Here is a 15,637-nt window from a genome sequence, read left to right on the forward strand (position 1 = left end):
CCGTGGGCGTCTACGCGGTCACCGGCTCGGCATCCGGTATGGGGCAGCAGGCCGCGGAGAAGCTGCGCGCGGCCGGGCACACCGTGATCGGCGTCGACCTGCGCGATGCCGAGGTCATCGCTGACCTGTCCGGCCCCGAGGGACGAGCAGCGGCGGGGGAGCAAGTGCTCGCGTTGTGCGGGGGTCGCTTGGACGGTGCGGTGCTGGCCGCCGGCGTCGGGCCCACCCCGGGCGCGACGCGGCTGATCCTGCAGGTCAACTATTTCGGGGTCGTCGAGCTACTGGAGGCATGGCGCCCGGCGCTGGCCGCATCCGGCGCCGCCAAAGTGGTGGTCGTCGCCAGCAATTCGACGACCACGGTGCCGGTGGTGCCGCGATCGGCGGTGCGGGCACTGTTGGCCGGGAAAGCGGCCAAGGCGCTGCGCCGGCTGCGACTGCTCGGGCCGGGCGCGCCGTCGTTCGCCTACGCGGCCTCCAAGATCGCGGTGTCGCACTGGGTGCGCCGACGGGCCGTCGAGCCGCCGTGGGCGGGGGCGGGGATTCGGCTCAACGCCCTGGCGCCGGGGGCGATCATGACGCCGCTGCTGGAGAAGCAGCTCGCCTCCCCCAGGCAGGAGACCGCGGTCCGCAGCTTTCCGGTACCGGTCGGCGGCTTCGGCGATCCCGGCCAGCTGGCCGACTGGATGCTGTTCATGCTCTCCGATGCCGCCGAATTCCTCTGCGGCAGCGTGATCTTTGTCGACGGCGGTTCGGACGCCTACTTCCGCGCTGACGACTGGCCGCGCAGCGTCGGATTGTCGCGGCTACCGCGCTACCTGGTGCGGTTCAGGGCGTTCCGCGGTGCGGCTCCCCCGGCGCATTGACCGGCGCCGTTCGCGTTAGCGTGTCAGAAGACTTCGAGAGATCTTGAGGAGAGAAATGCCGGCAGAGCTGAGCCACGACGAGACCCTGCGCGAGGTCACCATCGAGCAGGGGGTGCTGCGCTACCACGAGGCCGGTGACGGCCCGACATTGCTGCTGCTGCACGGCTCCGGACCGGGCGTCACCGGGTGGCGCAACTACCGCGGGGTGCTGCCGGCTTTCGCCGAGCACTTCCGCTGCCTCGTGCTGGAATTCCCCGGGTTCGGGGTCAGCGACGACTTCGGCGGGCACCCGATGGTGTCGGCCTTCGGCGCGGTCGGGCAGTTCGCCGACGCGCTGGGCCTGGACCAGTTCAGCATCGTCGGCAACTCGATGGGTGGCGGCGTCGGCATCAACTACGCCATCAACAGCCCGGAGAAGGTGCGCAAGCTGGTGACCATCGGCGGCATCGGCACCAACCTTCTCACCCCCGGGCCGGCCGAGGGCATCCGGCTGCTGCAGGAATTCACCGACAACCCCAGCCGGGAGAGCCTGATCCGGTGGCTGGAGTCGATGGTCTACGACCCGAAGGTGATCACCGAGCAGCTCATTGAGGAGCGCTGGGCCCTGGCGACCGACGCCGAGACGTTGGCGAGTGCGCGGCGGATGTACGGCAAGGAAGCCTTCACCAACATGGTGAAGATGATGCAGGCGTCCAAGGGCCCGCTGCCGTGGTCGATGATGCACCGGGTCAAGGCACCGACCCTGGTCACCTGGGGCCGCGACGACCGGGTCAGCCCGCTGGACATGGCGCTGATCCCGATGCGCACCATCCCCAACGCGGAGTTCCACGTATTCCCCAACTGCGGGCACTGGACGATGATCGAGGCCAAAGACGCCTTCGAGTCGGTGGTGCTGGACTTCTTGCGGCGCGATTGATTCCACGCCCGGCAGCGCCGGCTTTGGCCGTCCTCCGCCCAAGTCGGCGGGAGCGGGCGGCACCACCCGTCGTACAATCGCCATGGCTCATCGAGCCGGCCCCGGCCGCGTTAGCTCAGTTGGTAGAGCGTCGCTCTTGTAAAGCGGATGTCGAGAGTTCGAGTCTCTCACGCGGCTCCATTACCTCTCGGTACCGGCGGATAGCGTCTGTCATATGACAGTGACCTGTCTCGGCTGCAGACTCAGTCGCCCGCTGGGAGCGCACCGGGGGTCGCGCGACGCCATCGTAGACGGTGCCAGAGCCTAATGGGGCTCGGTCGGTCGCTCGAGGTCGGTCGGGTCCGGGTCGACCACTCGCTGGGAGCGTACGGTCCGCGGTGGCGGCGGGCGCCGACTGGACCGGCGCGGCAGCAGCGGAATGCGCTCGGCGATGTTGCTCAGCGGGTTGACCACCATGGTCAGCGCGATCACCGCCTCCTGCAGGGTCTCGATGGCGGGCTCCAGCGCCTCCATCCCCGGGGCCAGCCGGCTCAACGTGTCGGCGACGTTGGCAAGCTGCTCCAGCGGGCCGTTGCGCGCGGTGAGCTTGTCGATCAGCCCGCCCTCGGCCAGCAGGCGGTCGGCCAGGCCGTCTTCGGACAACAGTCGCTCGATCAATCCGTTCTCGTCGGTCAGTTGATCCACCAGTCCGCCGGGTTGCAATGCCCGCTGCAGCCCGCCGCCTTCGGCGGTGAGCCGGTCGAGGACGCCTCCCGGCCCGGTCAGTTGGTCGACCAGGCCCCCGGGAGCCAGCAGTCGGTCAGCCGGGCCGCCCGGAGCCAGGGCGCGGCCGAGTGGGGCGTCGTCGTCCATCAATTTGGCGAGCCGGTTGGCCCGGGCGATGGCGTCCTCCAGGCCCAGCATCTGTGCCATTGAGTTGGCGGGCCCGTGGGTCTCGGGTTCGCCGAGGGTCTGCCGGGCCAGCCCGAGCGCCGCGGTGGCGACCCCGAGTCCGGCATCGGCGATGGAAAGACCGATCCGCGCCGGCGCGGTCGACACGGCGATCAGCTGTTTGGCCAGGCCCACCAGGTCAGTGTAGGGGCGAAACCCCACCGATATCAGGTAGTTTGATTGACAACAAACACACAGCCGGTTTCCAGTTTATTTTCACCCGTTCGGGAGGGAATTGACCCCATGGGAGCTACAGCTGCGCAAGACGCCGCACCGGAGGCCCGCATCCTGGTCGTCGATGACGAGACCAACATCGTCGAGCTGCTGTCGGTCAGCTTGAAATTCCAGGGGTTCGAGGTCTACACCGCATCCAGCGGGCCGGCGGCGCTGGACCGTGCGCGCGAGGTCCGGCCGGACGCGGTGATCCTGGACGTGATGATGCCGGGGATGGACGGGTTCGGTGTGCTGCGCCGGCTGCGCGCCGACGGTATCGACGCCCCGGCACTGTTCTTGACCGCGCGTGACTCGTTGCAGGACAAAATCACCGGCCTGACCCTCGGCGGCGACGACTATGTGACCAAGCCGTTCAGCCTGGAGGAGGTGGTGGCCCGGCTGCGAGTCATCCTGCGCCGGGCCGGCAAAGGTGCCGGTGAGCCACGCAACTCGCGCCTGAGCTTCGCCGATATCGAACTCGATGAGGACACCCACGAGGTATGGAAGGCGGGTCAGCCGGTGTCGTTGTCGCCCACCGAGTTCACCCTGCTGCGCTATTTCGTGATCAATGCCGGCACCGTGCTGAGCAAGCCGAAGATCCTCGACCACGTCTGGCGCTACGACTTCGGCGGTGACGTCAATGTGGTGGAGTCCTACGTCTCCTATCTGCGGCGCAAGATCGACACCGGCGAGAAGCGACTACTGCACACGCTGCGCGGAGTTGGCTATGTGTTGCGCGAGCCGCGCTAGCGAATGCCGCCGGTGATTGCCGGGCGCGGGGGATCGGACGAAGGATAGAGGGATGGCGAAACCCCCGCGCGGCATCCTGCCCCTGCGCGTCAGCCTGGTCGCCGCCACACTGGCCATGGTGGCTATCGGCTTGCTGGCACAGGGATACGCCGTGACCACCATCCTGCGGCACCGGCTGATCAGCAGGATCGACGCCACGCTGATCGACGCGGCGCACGGTTGGGCGCTTGAGCAGCGCGGGCGGTCACCGGTGAAGGCGGACGAGGATCCCAACCCCGGCCGGCCGCCGACGAGCTTCTATGTTCGCGACGTCGACCCCGACGGCAGCGTCTGGACGGTCGTCAACGATCAGAATGCCGAGCCGCTGTTGCCACCGGACAACGACGTGGGGTCGGTGCCGGTCACGATCGGCTCGGTCGACGGGTCGGGCGTGCAGTGGCGGGCGCTGTCGGTGCACGCTGAGAGCGGCCGGCTGATCACGGTGGCCAGGGATCTGTCGGACCCGCGGGCCACGCTGCGCTACTTGGCATGGTCGCGGGTGGCGATCGGTGTCGGGGTACTGCTGGTGCTCGGGGCCGCCGGGTATCTGGTGGTCAACCGCAGCCTGCGCCCGTTGGCCGAGGTTGAGCGGACCGCGGCGGCGATCGCCGCCGGCCAGTTGGATCGCCGTGTGCCCGAACGTGATCCGCGCACCGAGGTGGGGCGCCTCTCGCTCGCGCTCAACGGCATGCTGGCGCAGATTCAGCAGGCGGTGGCCTCCTCGATTGCCTCGGCGGACAACGCGCGTGTCTCCGAGGAGCGGATGCGCCGGTTCATCACCGACGCCAGCCATGAGCTACGCACGCCACTGACCACGATCCGCGGCTTCGCGGAGTTGTACCGGCAGGGTGCGGCCCGTGACGTCGAGTTGCTGATGTCTCGCATCGAGAGCGAAGCCCGCCGGATGGGCCTGCTCGTCGAGGATCTACTGCTGCTGGCCCGCATGGATGCCCAGCGGCCGCTGGAGCGGCGCTGGGTCGACTTGCTGGTCTTGGCGACCGACGCGGTGCACGACGCCCGGGCGATCGCGCCGGACCGCGCCATCGAACTGGAGGTCTTCGACGGCCCGGGCACCCCCGAGGTGCTCGGTGACGAAGCCCGGCTGCGTCAGGTGCTGAGCAATCTCATGTCCAATGCGCTGGAGCACACTCCGGAAGACGCCGCGATCACCGTGCGGGTCGGGACCGCCGGCGGCGACGCGATCCTCGAGGTCGTCGACCAGGGTCCCGGGATGAGCGAGGAGGACGTGCAGCGGGCCTTCGAGCGCTTCTTTCGCACCGACTCGTCGCGGGCGAGAGTCAGCGGCGGCACGGGTCTGGGACTCTCGATCGTCGACTCGCTGATCCGTGCCCATCACGGCACCGTCACCGTGAGCTCGCCACCCGGTCAGGGTTGCACCTTTCGGGTCGCAGTACCTCGTCTTGCCGAGACGGCGGCCCAGCCGGCCGAGTTACCCGCCGAAATCAACTGAACATCAAGGAATCTCGGACAGCGCAGCCTTGATCTTGGTTTGCGCCTCGTCGAGCGATTCCGGTGACGGGTTGCGGTCCACGCCGGCGAAGCCGAAATCGGACAGGCTGCGAGTCGGAAAGACGTGGACGTGCAGGTGCGGGACCTCCAGGCCGGCGATGATCATGCCGGCGCGGTCGGTGTCGAACGCCCGGCACACCGCCTTGCCGATTCGCTGCGCCACGGCCATCACCCCGGCGAACACGGCGCCGTCGACGTCCTGCCACTGGTCGATCTCGGCGCGGGGCACTACCAGGGTGTGGCCCTGCGTCATCGGTTCGATGGTCAGGAAACCGACGACGTCGTCGTCCTCGTAAACGAATCGACCTGGCAGTTCCCGGTTGATGATCTTGGTGAAGACAGTGCTCATGAACTTCAGCATATGCGTCGAGTGCCGGATATAGCGGGCGTAGCTGCGTATTATCGAAGACACGCTGGTGCCCCTGGCGGGTGCTCGTCACGCCACAGGTAGAGGAGATGAGATGTCAGCTGTCACAACATTTCTCAGCAGTCCCGAGGCGGTCGGCGTTTGGAGCCTCGATACCGAGCAGTCGAGCATCCGGTTCGAGAACGGCACGATGTGGGGCGCGCTGAAGGTACGTGGCGCGTTCACCGATTTTTCTGGCAGTGGCGAGATCAAGGACGCCAAGACCGTGTCGGGCCGCATCGATATCAAGGCCGCTTCGATCGACACCGGCCTGGGCACCCGCGACCATGATCTGCGGCGGTCGAATTTCTTCGACACCGACCACTACCCCGACATCACCATCGTGGTCAAGAGCGGGGAACCGGCCGGTGGCGACGCGGCCCGACTGAACGCCGACCTGACCGTCAAGGGCATCACCGGGCCGCTGCCGCTGAAGGTCGACATCACCCCGCTCGGTGACGGTGGCGTGCGGCTGACCACCGAGACAACCGTCACTCGCAAGCAGTTCGCAGTCGAGGGCAATTTTCTGGGGATGGTCGGCAACAAGACCAAGCTGAAGGCCAGCGTGGTGTTCCGGAAGGTCTAGTCCTGGCGTTGACTCTGCACTGAGGGCGGGTGCTTCTCGCACTTCTTCGCCCTCAGCGCAGAGTCAACTGCGATCAGAATCCGTGTAGCGGATGATGCCGCGGATGTTCTTGCCGTCGAGCATGTCCTGGTAGCCCTCGTTGATCTGCTCGAGTTGGTACTGGCGGGTCACCATGTCATCCAGGTTCAGCTTGCCCACCTTGTACATCGACAGCAGTTGCGGGATGTCGTATTGCGGGTTGCCGCCGCCGAAGATGGTGCCCTGCAGGTTCTTCTGCAGCAGTGTCAGCATCGCCAGGTTGAGTGTGACCTGGTTGTCGAGCATGCTGCCCATCGCGGTGAGCACACAGGTTCCGCCCTTGGCCGTCAGGATCATGTAATTGTCGACGTCTGTGCCGTGCACCTCACCGACGGTGACGATGACCTTCTTGGCCATCAGCCCCGCCGTGACCTCCATGATCCCGCCCATGGCGGCATTGATCTCCGGATAGACGTGCGTAGCACCGAACTTCAGTGCCTGGTCACGCTTCCAATCAACCGGATCGATGACGAAGATGTTGCGCGCGCCGGCATTGACCGCGCCCTGCAGGGCAGACATGCCCACCCCGCCGACGCCGACGATCGCGACGTCGTCGCCGGGACGGATGTCGGCGGTGCGCACCGCCGAGCCGTAACCGGTGGTGACGCCGCAACCCACCAGGCAGGCCACCTCGAACGGGATGGCCGGGTCGATCTTCACCACCGATGTCTTGTGCACGACCATCCACGGCGAGAAGGTGCCCAGCAGCGTCATGGGGTACACGCCTTGGCCGCGGGCCGTGACGCGGAAGGTGCCGTCGCTGACCGCCACGCCGTTGAGCAGTCCCGCGCCCAGGTCGCACAGGTTGCGCAGCCCCGACTGGCAGGTCGGACAGCTACCGCAGGAGGGAATGAAGGACAGCACCACGTGGTCACCGGGCGCGATGTCCTCCACGCCGGGGCCGACTTCGGTGACGATGCCCGCGCCCTCGTGCCCGCCGAGGACGGGGAAACCGGCCATCGGGATGCTTCCGGTCATCAGATGGTGGTCGGAGTGGCACATCCCGGCCGCCTCCATCTGGATCTTGACCTCGTCCTTCTGGGGTTCACCGATCTCGATCTCCTCGACCGACCACGGCTTGTTGAACTCCCAGAGCAACGCACCCTTTGTCTTCACCACGAACCTGCTTTCATTCTCGAATATCCGGCTAGGAAACGGCCCCGGTCCTAGCTCGGGACTCTGGGCAGCCCACTCGTCGCAGCCTATAGCCCGTCACAGCCCGGGGGAAGGGGTCGCCCAACCAACCGTCTGATTGACCGAGAGTGCCATGGATCGGGTCTAGCCGTGGTAGGCGACTTGTAGGTCTTTGACCCCGTTGATCCAGCCCGAACGGAGCCGTTGCGGCTCGGCCAGTTTGGTGATGTCGGGTAGCTGGTTGGCGATCTCATCGAACATCAACCGGATCTCCATACGGGCCAGGTTCGCGCCGATGCAGTAGTGCGTACCCTGTCCACCGAACGCCAGATGCGGGTTGGGATCACGCAGGACGTCGAAAGCGAAGGGTCGCTCGAAGACCTCCTCGTCGTAGTTGGCCGAACTGTAGAACAGGCCGACCCGCTGTCCCTGCCCGATGGGCACCCCGCCGATCTCGGTGTCGATCTTGGCGGTGCGCTGAAAGCAATGCACCGGGGTGGCCCAGCGGACGATCTCGTCGACGGCGGTCTCGGGGCGTTCCCGCTTGTAGAGCTCCCACTGATCGGGGTTCTCCGCGAAGGCGTTGATGCCGTGAGTCATGGCGTTGCGGGTGGTCTCGTTGCCCGCCACCGCCAACAGGATCACGAAGAACGCGAACTCGGTCTCGCCGAGTGATTCACCGTCCATGTCGGCCTGGACCAGCCGTGTGACGATGTCGTCGGCCGGGCAGCGCCGCCGCTGCTCGGCCATGGTGTAGGCGTAACCCATCAACTCGGCATTGGCCATGGCCGGATCAGAGTCGAAGTCGGGGTCATCGGTGTTCATGATCGAGTTGGTCCAGTGGAACAACCTCTCGCGATCGGCCTCGGGCACCCCGATCAGATCGGCGATCGCCAACAGCGGCAGCTTCATCGCGATGTCATCGACGAAGTTGCCGCTGTCCTTCTCGGCGGCCGCCGCAACGATATCGCGCGCCGACTGCGCCAGCTTCTCCTCCAACGCGCCCACGGATCGCGGGGTGAACAATCGGGACACCAGCTTGCGCAGCCGGGTGTGCTCGGGCGGGTCATGGTTGATCAGCAGCGCCTTGGTCAGCTCCAACTGGTCGGCGGTGATGCCGTCGGGCAGCCGCATCACTGCGCCCTTGGCGTTGGTCGACCACACCTCGTTGTCGCGTGAGATCTCTTTGATGTGTTGGTGTTTGCTGACCACCCAGTAGCCGCCGTCATCGAAGATGTTGCTGTGCGCGGGCTGCTCGTTCCACCAGACCGGGGCGGTCTTGCGTAACTCGGCGAACTGGGCGATCGGCATGCCGTGCAACAGGACGTCCGGATCGGTGAAATCGAAACCCGGGCCGAACGGACAGGCTGGTTGCGTTGATGTCAAGACGAACACCTCTGATTGTCGCGGGCTGCCGAGCCAACTTCGAACATACACATGATGGTCATGTGTATGACCTGATGTCAACCGGTTTTGTGCGGCACGTCGGTGACCAGACCGCCGTCCATGACGAACTCCGAACCGGTGGCATAAGAGGACTCATCGCTGGCCAGGAAGACCACGAAGGTGGAGACCTCCTCTGACTCGCCGGGCCGGCCGAGCGGGATGGTGACCATGTCCTCGGGCAGATGCTCGGTCATCGGGGTGCGGATGAATCCCGGATGCAGCGAATTGACCCGGATGTTGTGACGCGCCAGCTCCAGGGCGGCGGACTTGGACAGCCCGCGCACCGCCCACTTCGAGGCGACATAGGGGTGCACCATCGGTGCGCCGCGCAGCCCCTCGATGGAGGACACGTTGATGATGGATCCGCCGCCCGCGGCGATCATCGAGTCGATCGCCGCCCGCATGCCGAGAAAGGTGCCGTTGAGGTTCACGTCGATCACGGCGTGCCACTGGTCCAGGTCGAACTTGCGCAGCGAGCCCAACGCAACGGTGCCGGCGTTGTTGACCAGCACGTTCAGCTTGCCGAACCCGTCGACGGCGGCGGTCACGGCAGCGGCCCACTGCTCGGGGTCCCGGACGTCGAGGTGCACGTAGACCGCGGCGTCCCCGAGCTCGGCCGCCAGCGCCGCACCCTCCTCGTCGAGCACGTCGCCGATGACCACTTTGGCGCCCTCGGCGACCAGCATGCGAGCGTGAGATGCGCCCATCCCACGCGCACCGCCGCTGATCAGAGCTACTTTTCCGGCGACACGCCCCATAGCTGTCCTCAGCCTTTCGATGATTCGGTGATTATCTGTGTGCCGCCGGTGACCAACGGCAGGTCCAATGTGGTGACGATGCCCGGCGGTGCTGCGACAACGGCGGGAACGGCGTTGACGACTCGTCCCACCCCGGCCGCGATCGCCGCGTAGTTGTGGTCACCGTGGCGACTGGTCGGGCGGATGTCGACGGTGTACGAGGGCTCGCCGGTGATCTCCACGCGATAGGAGCCACCCGGTTGGGCCGGCTGCGCCCAGTCCGGCCGCAGGTCGCTGCGCAGTCGGGTGACGTGCTCCACCACGATCAGCGGATGGCCGTCGACGATGCCGCGGATCTCGAACTTGAGTGCGGCGACACCGCCCTTGGGGATGTGCCCGGCCGCGATGTCGAACGCCTCAGGCGCCGGTTCACGCTCAGCGGAATCGGTGATGGCATCCAGGGTCACACCCAACCCGTTGGCCAGCTCGCGCATCGCGGCGCCCCACGCGATGCTCAAGATGCCGGGCTGCAGCAGCATCGGGACTTCGTCGAGGGGACTGCCGAAGCCCATTACGTCGAACATCACCTCGGCACCGTCATAGGTCGCGTAGTCGGCGATCTCCAGGCAGCGGATCTGCTCGACGTGTTCGCACGTGCTGGCGAACGCCAACGGCACCAGGTCATTGACGAAGCCGGGATCGACGCCGTTGACGTAGACACTCGCATTGCCCTGGCGGGCAGCATCTTCGACGGGAGTGATGAACTTATCCGGGATGACACCCCACGGGTACTGCAGTACCCCGGGCGCGGTGCCGATGACGTTGATGCCCGCCGCGAGCAGCCGGCAGACGTCGCGCAGGGCGCCGGGCAGACGGGTGTCCCCCATGGCGCAGTAGACAGCAGCGTCCGGCTTGGCTCCGATGATCGCATCGAAGTCATCGGTAGCGGCGATGCCGGTATGGACGTCGAGGCCGGCCAACTCACCGGCGTCGCGACCCACTTTGGCGGCCGTCGAGACCCACACCCCGGTGAGCTCGTATGCGGGATTGCCGATCAGCCCCCGCAGGGCGATGCGCCCCGCGTTGCCGGTGCCGATCAGAGCGACACGGATGGCCACGTGTTCTCCTGGGTGTCAGTTGTGGGCTACCAGAGCGGTACCGGCGACTTGCCGAGCGGGTAGTAGCCGGGGAGCTTCTCGCCGGCCAGGCTGCGCTCGATGCGCTTCTGCATGCCTTTGGAGAGTTTGCCGGCAGTCATCAGATCCAGGTAGAGCTTCTGGACGTGACCGAAGTCGAAGAAGTCACGCTGCCACTCGATGAGCGGCCGCCCGTCTTTGTCGGCGAGCCGAAACCAGCTGCCGCCGAAGCCGTAGATCTCCGATTCGACTCCATCGGAGTCCGTCGCGACCTGTTTCCAGAACCCGACGATCTCGCCCTGCTTGTCGTCGATGAGCACCTTCTGGTACGGGTACTGCCAGTTGTCCAGCCCCTCCATCTCCAGGCCCAGGGCGATGTCCCGGATCTCGTCGATGCCGACGCACATGACGTCCTCCTTGGGGCCGATATTCCAGCCGTAGGTGGCATCGTCGGTGTAGAAGTCGGCCAGATTGCGCCAGTCGCCGGCGGCTTCGGCGTCACGGTTGGCCTGCAACCAGCGCTCGACCCAGTCTTCGAGAATCTCGCGGGAGTGGGGGTGGGAGGTCGGCATTTCTATTCCTTCTCTTCAATGGACAACGCTCGGGTGGGACAGGCCCGCACGGCCTCTTCGATCTGGCGACGGTCGGATTCCGGTGGCTCGTCGTTGAGGATCTCGACCTTGCCGCGCTTGGGCACCCGGAAATAGTCGGGCGCCTCCAGCTCGCACATGGCGTGGCCCTGGCACAGGTCCAGATCGACCTTGACTCGAAAAGCCATGGGAACCCCCTTATTTGGTTCGCCGCCGGTAGCGCACCTTGGCCGGGCGGGCAAGCTGCACCACCATCTTGGAATGGTCGTTACGGTAGGTCTCCGGCGGCTGCGACATCTCGAACTCATACTCGCGCAGCAGCACCGAGAAGATGGCCTTGATCTGCATGGTGGCGAACGCCGCGCCGACGCAGCGATGCCGGCCCGCTCCGAACGGAATCCAGGTCCAGCGCTGGAGGACGTCTTCCTCCCGCGGCTCGTTATAGCGTTCCGGCACGAACTCATTCGGCTCCGGGAAGGATTCCGGGATCCGGTTGGAGACCGCCGGAGAGGCCGCCACCATGTCGCCCTCGTGGATCGGGTAGCCGCAGACCTCGAACTCGCCTTTGGCCATCCGCATCAAGATGATCAGCGGCGGGTGTAGCCGCAGCGTCTCCTTGAGCACGTTCTCCAGGTTCGGGATCTGGCGCAGCGCATGGAAACTCACCTCACCGCCGTCGGCGTAGAGCTCATCGAGCTCACTGATGACGGCCGCGTGTGCCTCCGGGTGGCGCAACAACTCGATCAGCGTCCAGGCGGAAGTCCCGGAGCTGGTGTGGTGGCCGGCGAACATGATCGAGATGATGATCCCGGTGATCTCGTCGGCGGAGAACCGCGGATTGCCGCTCTCGTCGGGGATCGAGACCATGACGTCGATCATGTCCCGGCGTCTCTTGTCGGTCTCCGGATTGGCGATTCGGCCGTCCATGATGCCCTGCACCAGCTCGACCAGCTTGACGCGGGCCGCGTCGCGGCGCTGGAAGCTCTCGATCGGTAGATACGGGTCGACGTAGCACAGCGGGTCGGTGCCGCGCTCCAGCTCGTAGTACAGCTCGGCGAACCGGTGGTCGAGTTCCTCGCGGAACTTCTGCCCGATCAGGCAGGCCGTCGAGGTGTAGATGGTCAGTTCGGCGAAGAACTCCAGTAGATCGATTTCACCGCTCTCACCCCACCCCTCGATCATCTTGCGCACTTCGTGCTCGATAGTGCTGGCGTGCCGCTTCATGTGGTCGCCGCGAAGCGCGGTGTTGTGCAGCATTTCCGCGCGTCGTTCCGGCGGAGCGTCGAACACCACGCCGTTGCCGAAGATCGGGGTCATGAACGGGTAGGCCGCGGCCTGGTCGAGCTCGTCGTCGGTGGACCGGAAGAAGAACTCGTTGGCCTCGGCGCCGGTCAGCAGCACCACCTTTCGGCCGGCCAGGTCAAACCAGCCGACGTCCCCGCATTCGTCGCGCACCCGCTGCATCAACCCGATCGGGTCGGTGCGGAACTCCTCGAGGTGGCCGTGCTCGGCCTCGCCTCCCGAGACCCGGGGAACCTCAGTCGTGACAGTCATGATTGCGGCATTCCTTCCTCACCCAGTTGCAGGTGCTGGCGATCGGAGTCGGTGTCGTGCAGCGGCGCCTCCGGCTGCACTTCCAGGTTGACGACATGGGCCCCGCGTGGGGTCTCCGCGACGAACGCGATGGCGCGGGCCAGATCGGCGGGCCGCAGGAAGTAGCTGTGCCGGGCCTGGCCCCACTTGGCCCAGTCCTGCAGCATCGGGCCCACCTGCTCGGCGGAGAGCTTCCAGCCCATCTCGGTCATTGTCGGGCCCGGGTGCACGATCGAGGCCCGGACCCCGGTGCCCTCCAACTCCATCCGCATGTTGTTCACCATGGCGACGAGTGCGGATTTGGCTGCGCCATAGGCGCCCATGTGCGGGCGCTGCTGCAGTGCCACATCGGAGCCGACGAAGATCACGTCACCGCGCCGGCGGGCCACCATATCGGGCACCACTGCGGTCGCGAGCCGGTTGGCGCCGATCAGGTGCACCTGGATCTGGTCGTTGAACGCCTCGGTGCTCATCTCGTGAATGCGGCCGGGGAACATGTCGCCGGCCCCGGAGACCAGCAGCTCGATCTCGCCCAACGCATCAATGCTGGACGCCACAAAAGATTTCACCGAGTCGGCGTCGGTGACGTCCAGTGGGAACGCCACCGCCTCGCCGCCGTCGGCGCGAATAGTATCGACGAGCTTCGCCAACTTGTCCGCGCGACGCGCTCCCAAGGCCACCGGAAAACCGCGGCGTGCCAACTCTTCAGCCGTGGCGGCACCGATACCCGAGGACGCCCCGGCGACGATGGCGGGCCGGCGAGCTGGGGGCGGGTCGAAACGTGGCACTTAGGCCTCCTTGATGGTGATGGGGAGGTCGGCGAAGCCGCGCACGTTCGATGAATGCACCCGTACGGCGTTGGCTTCGTCGACCTGGTAGTCGCTGATCCGGTTGAAGAGTTCTTCAAGGGCCACCCGGGCCTCCATCCGGGCCAGGTGCGCGCCGAGGCAGAAATGGGCGCCGCTGCCGAAGCTGAGCAGCTTGGAGCCGATGTCCCGGCCGATCCGGAAGGTGTCGGGGTCCTCGAAGACCCGCTCGTCGCGGTTACCGGAACCGGGCAGCAGCAGCACCACCGACTCGGCCGGGATGGTGGTGCCGCCCACCGTGTAGTCCTCGGCGGCGGTGCGCGCCAAAATCTGGCTGGGCGTGTCGTAACGCAGCGTTTCCTCGACCCACAGCGGGATCCGGGAACGGTCGGCGAACAGCGGCGTCAGCTGGTCGCGGTTGCGGTGCCCCCAGTAGATGGCGCTGCCGAGCAGCTTGGTGGTGGTCTCGTTGCCGGCGATCACCATCAGGAACAGGAACGCCAGGATCTCGGAGTCGCCCAGCCGGTCTCCGTCGACTTCGGTCTCCAGCAGTGCCGAGGTCAGGTTGTCGGCCGGATTCTTCTTGAAGTCGGCGATCATCTCGTTGTAGTAGGTCATCAGATCCATCGACGCCTGGATCGCCGACTGCGGCACATCGGTCACCCCGTCCTCGCGGTGCAGCACCCCGTCGGCCAGCTCGCGAATCCGAGTCCGGTCGGCCTCCGGCACTCCCATCAGCTCGGAGATGACGTCCATCGGCAGTTTGCCGGCGAAGTCGTTGATGAAGTCGAACGAGCAGGTGCCGTCGGAGCCCGGTTGGATAGCGTTGTCCAGATGCTGGCGCGCCAGCCGCACCACATTCGGTTCGAGCTCGCGGATCCGGCGCGGCGTGAAGCCTTTGGACACCAGGGTCCGCAGCCGCAGGTGCTGCGGGTCGTCCATCGCCAGGAACGACATCACCAGCTGGGCGTGCGGGCCGCGGGAGACCGGATCCAGGGAGACACCGTCACGGTTGGACAGCGCGTCGCTGTTGCGGAACCCGTGCAGCACATCGGTGTGGCGCGAGATCGCCCAGAAGTCGAGCTCTTCATTGTGATACACCGGGGCTTCGTCGCGCAGCCGCTTGTAGTACGGGAACGGGTCCTCGTGGAAGTCGTAGTCGTACGGGTTGAGGACCGGCGGGCCGGAGGTCTGGGAAGTCACAGCCTGCAAGCTCATCGCGAAGCTCCTGATTCGAGGATCAGGCTGACCACATAGGACAGCCGATCGGTGATCTGGTGGTAGGTGAAGGCGCCGCTGCCGGCGTTGACCAGCGCGCCGAAGAACGTCATCTCCAACGCGGAGACCTTCTCCGGATCCGCGCCGGGGCCGATCGCAGAGACGATGCGGCGGTGGATCTCCGCGCCGATCCGGTCTCGCACCGTGCGCACCGCCGGATCGCCGCTGCCGCTGAGCAACGCCGCGGTGCAGGCCGCCGCGACTTCTGGTTCGTCGGCGACCACCAGCGCCAGGTGCCGCAGCGCCTGGTTGACCCGGCTGGGCATCGGCTCGTTGACATCGGTGAAGTACGGAACCTGACGCACCAGGTCCAGGTAGACCTCGGCTATCAAGTGGTTCTTCGACGAGAAATAGGTGTAGGCGGTCGCCGGGGCGACCTTGGCCCGCGCCGCAACCGCACGAACGGTGAGGTCCGCGTAGGACTTTTCGCGCAACATCTCGACCCCGGCGGTCAGCACCTTGCGGAAGGTCTCCTCCTGGCGACGGTTGCGGGTGCCCGGGGCGCCCGCAACCGTCGACGGTACCGCCGGTGCGCCGTTCGCCGGTGTGACTGCCGCCACGGATTCGCTGGACACCTGTCCAACGTAGCCGACGGCGGCTTGGTTG

General features: G+C 66.3%; 17 protein-coding genes and 1 tRNA gene. 6 read left to right on the plus strand and 12 right to left on the minus strand.

From position 1 onward, the window contains the following. The first annotated feature begins 2 nt into the window (after positions 1 to 2). From ACAG20_RS09600 to ACAG20_RS09610, 3 genes are all read left to right on the plus strand, one after another. A complete protein-coding gene (locus tag ACAG20_RS09600) occupies positions 3 to 863 on the plus strand; it encodes an SDR family oxidoreductase (RefSeq protein ID WP_083037519.1) in 861 nt (286 codons plus the stop codon). Between the two features lie 55 nt (positions 864 to 918). After that, entirely contained in the window at positions 919 to 1,779 is an 861-nt protein-coding gene (locus ACAG20_RS09605; protein ID WP_083037520.1) for an alpha/beta fold hydrolase, read from the plus strand. A gap of 104 nt (positions 1,780 to 1,883) precedes the next feature. Beyond that, positions 1,884 to 1,959 (plus strand) — tRNA-Thr (locus ACAG20_RS09610). Positions 1,960 to 2,082: 123 nt separating this feature from the next. Here ACAG20_RS09610 and ACAG20_RS09615 read toward each other — a convergent pair. Then, positions 2,083 to 2,844 (minus strand): hypothetical protein, encoded by a 762-nt coding sequence (locus tag ACAG20_RS09615; RefSeq protein WP_041318804.1) that lies wholly within the window; start codon positions 2,842 to 2,844, stop codon positions 2,083 to 2,085. A 108-nt stretch (positions 2,845 to 2,952) separates the two neighbouring features. Between ACAG20_RS09615 and ACAG20_RS09620 the strand changes: the two genes are divergently transcribed. Together ACAG20_RS09620 and ACAG20_RS09625 are read left to right on the plus strand one after the other, a co-directional pair. After that, entirely contained in the window at positions 2,953 to 3,672 is a 720-nt protein-coding gene (locus ACAG20_RS09620) for a response regulator transcription factor (protein WP_013830539.1), read from the plus strand. A gap of 52 nt (positions 3,673 to 3,724) precedes the next feature. Further along, the gene (locus ACAG20_RS09625) at positions 3,725 to 5,182 is read left to right on the plus strand and encodes a cell wall metabolism sensor histidine kinase WalK (protein ID WP_083037521.1); all 1,458 of its coding nucleotides are present in this window, start codon (positions 3,725 to 3,727) and stop codon (positions 5,180 to 5,182) included. A gap of 3 nt (positions 5,183 to 5,185) precedes the next feature. On the opposite strand, the gene ACAG20_RS09630 is transcribed toward ACAG20_RS09625, so the two are convergent. Then, positions 5,186 to 5,590: an HIT family protein gene (locus tag ACAG20_RS09630; RefSeq protein WP_041320216.1), complete on the minus strand. Its 405-nt coding sequence runs from the start codon at positions 5,588 to 5,590 to the stop codon at positions 5,186 to 5,188. 112 nt (positions 5,591 to 5,702) lie between these two features. On the opposite strand from ACAG20_RS09630, the gene ACAG20_RS09635 reads away from it, so the two are divergent. Continuing rightward, positions 5,703 to 6,233, plus strand: a complete 531-nt coding sequence (locus tag ACAG20_RS09635) for a YceI family protein (protein ID WP_013830536.1) — start codon at positions 5,703 to 5,705, stop codon at positions 6,231 to 6,233. 63 nt (positions 6,234 to 6,296) lie between these two features. On the opposite strand, the gene ACAG20_RS09640 is transcribed toward ACAG20_RS09635, so the two are convergent. The 10 genes from ACAG20_RS09640 to ACAG20_RS09685 form a co-directional block, all read right to left on the minus strand. Then, positions 6,297 to 7,427, minus strand: coding sequence for an NDMA-dependent alcohol dehydrogenase (locus ACAG20_RS09640; protein WP_083037639.1), 1,131 nt, complete (start codon positions 7,425 to 7,427; stop codon positions 6,297 to 6,299). Between the two features lie 162 nt (positions 7,428 to 7,589). After that, positions 7,590 to 8,840: a cytochrome P450 gene (locus ACAG20_RS09645; protein ID WP_370492387.1), complete on the minus strand. Its 1,251-nt coding sequence runs from the start codon at positions 8,838 to 8,840 to the stop codon at positions 7,590 to 7,592. A 68-nt stretch (positions 8,841 to 8,908) separates the two neighbouring features. Further along, positions 8,909 to 9,649, minus strand: a complete 741-nt coding sequence (locus tag ACAG20_RS09650; RefSeq protein WP_083037522.1) for a glucose 1-dehydrogenase — start codon at positions 9,647 to 9,649, stop codon at positions 8,909 to 8,911. 8 nt (positions 9,650 to 9,657) lie between these two features. After that, positions 9,658 to 10,746 (minus strand): diacylglycerol kinase, encoded by a 1,089-nt coding sequence (locus tag ACAG20_RS09655; protein WP_083037523.1) that lies wholly within the window; start codon positions 10,744 to 10,746, stop codon positions 9,658 to 9,660. Between the two features lie 26 nt (positions 10,747 to 10,772). Further along, on the minus strand, positions 10,773 to 11,336 hold the full coding sequence (locus ACAG20_RS09660; protein ID WP_083037524.1) for a hypothetical protein: 564 nt from the start codon (positions 11,334 to 11,336) through the stop codon (positions 10,773 to 10,775). A 2-nt stretch (positions 11,337 to 11,338) separates the two neighbouring features. After that, a complete protein-coding gene (locus tag ACAG20_RS09665) occupies positions 11,339 to 11,542 on the minus strand; it encodes a ferredoxin (protein WP_083037525.1) in 204 nt (67 codons plus the stop codon). A gap of 10 nt (positions 11,543 to 11,552) precedes the next feature. Beyond that, positions 11,553 to 12,908: a cytochrome P450 gene (locus tag ACAG20_RS09670; protein WP_083037526.1), complete on the minus strand. Its 1,356-nt coding sequence runs from the start codon at positions 12,906 to 12,908 to the stop codon at positions 11,553 to 11,555. Next, positions 12,905 to 13,735, minus strand: a complete 831-nt coding sequence (locus ACAG20_RS09675; RefSeq protein ID WP_083037527.1) for an SDR family oxidoreductase — start codon at positions 13,733 to 13,735, stop codon at positions 12,905 to 12,907. The genes ACAG20_RS09670 and ACAG20_RS09675 overlap by 4 nt, the downstream gene beginning before the upstream one ends. Next, positions 13,736 to 14,971, minus strand: a complete 1,236-nt coding sequence (locus tag ACAG20_RS09680; RefSeq protein ID WP_083037528.1) for a cytochrome P450 — start codon at positions 14,969 to 14,971, stop codon at positions 13,736 to 13,738. Then, positions 14,968 to 15,606 (minus strand): TetR/AcrR family transcriptional regulator, encoded by a 639-nt coding sequence (locus ACAG20_RS09685; RefSeq protein WP_041318792.1) that lies wholly within the window; start codon positions 15,604 to 15,606, stop codon positions 14,968 to 14,970. Before ACAG20_RS09685 ends, ACAG20_RS09680 begins: the two co-directional genes overlap by 4 nt. Positions 15,607 to 15,637: the final 31 nt, after the last annotated feature.

The organism is Mycobacterium sp. pW045 (assembly GCF_041287085.1).
Taxonomy (GTDB): domain Bacteria; phylum Actinomycetota; class Actinomycetes; order Mycobacteriales; family Mycobacteriaceae; genus Mycobacterium; species Mycobacterium algericum_A.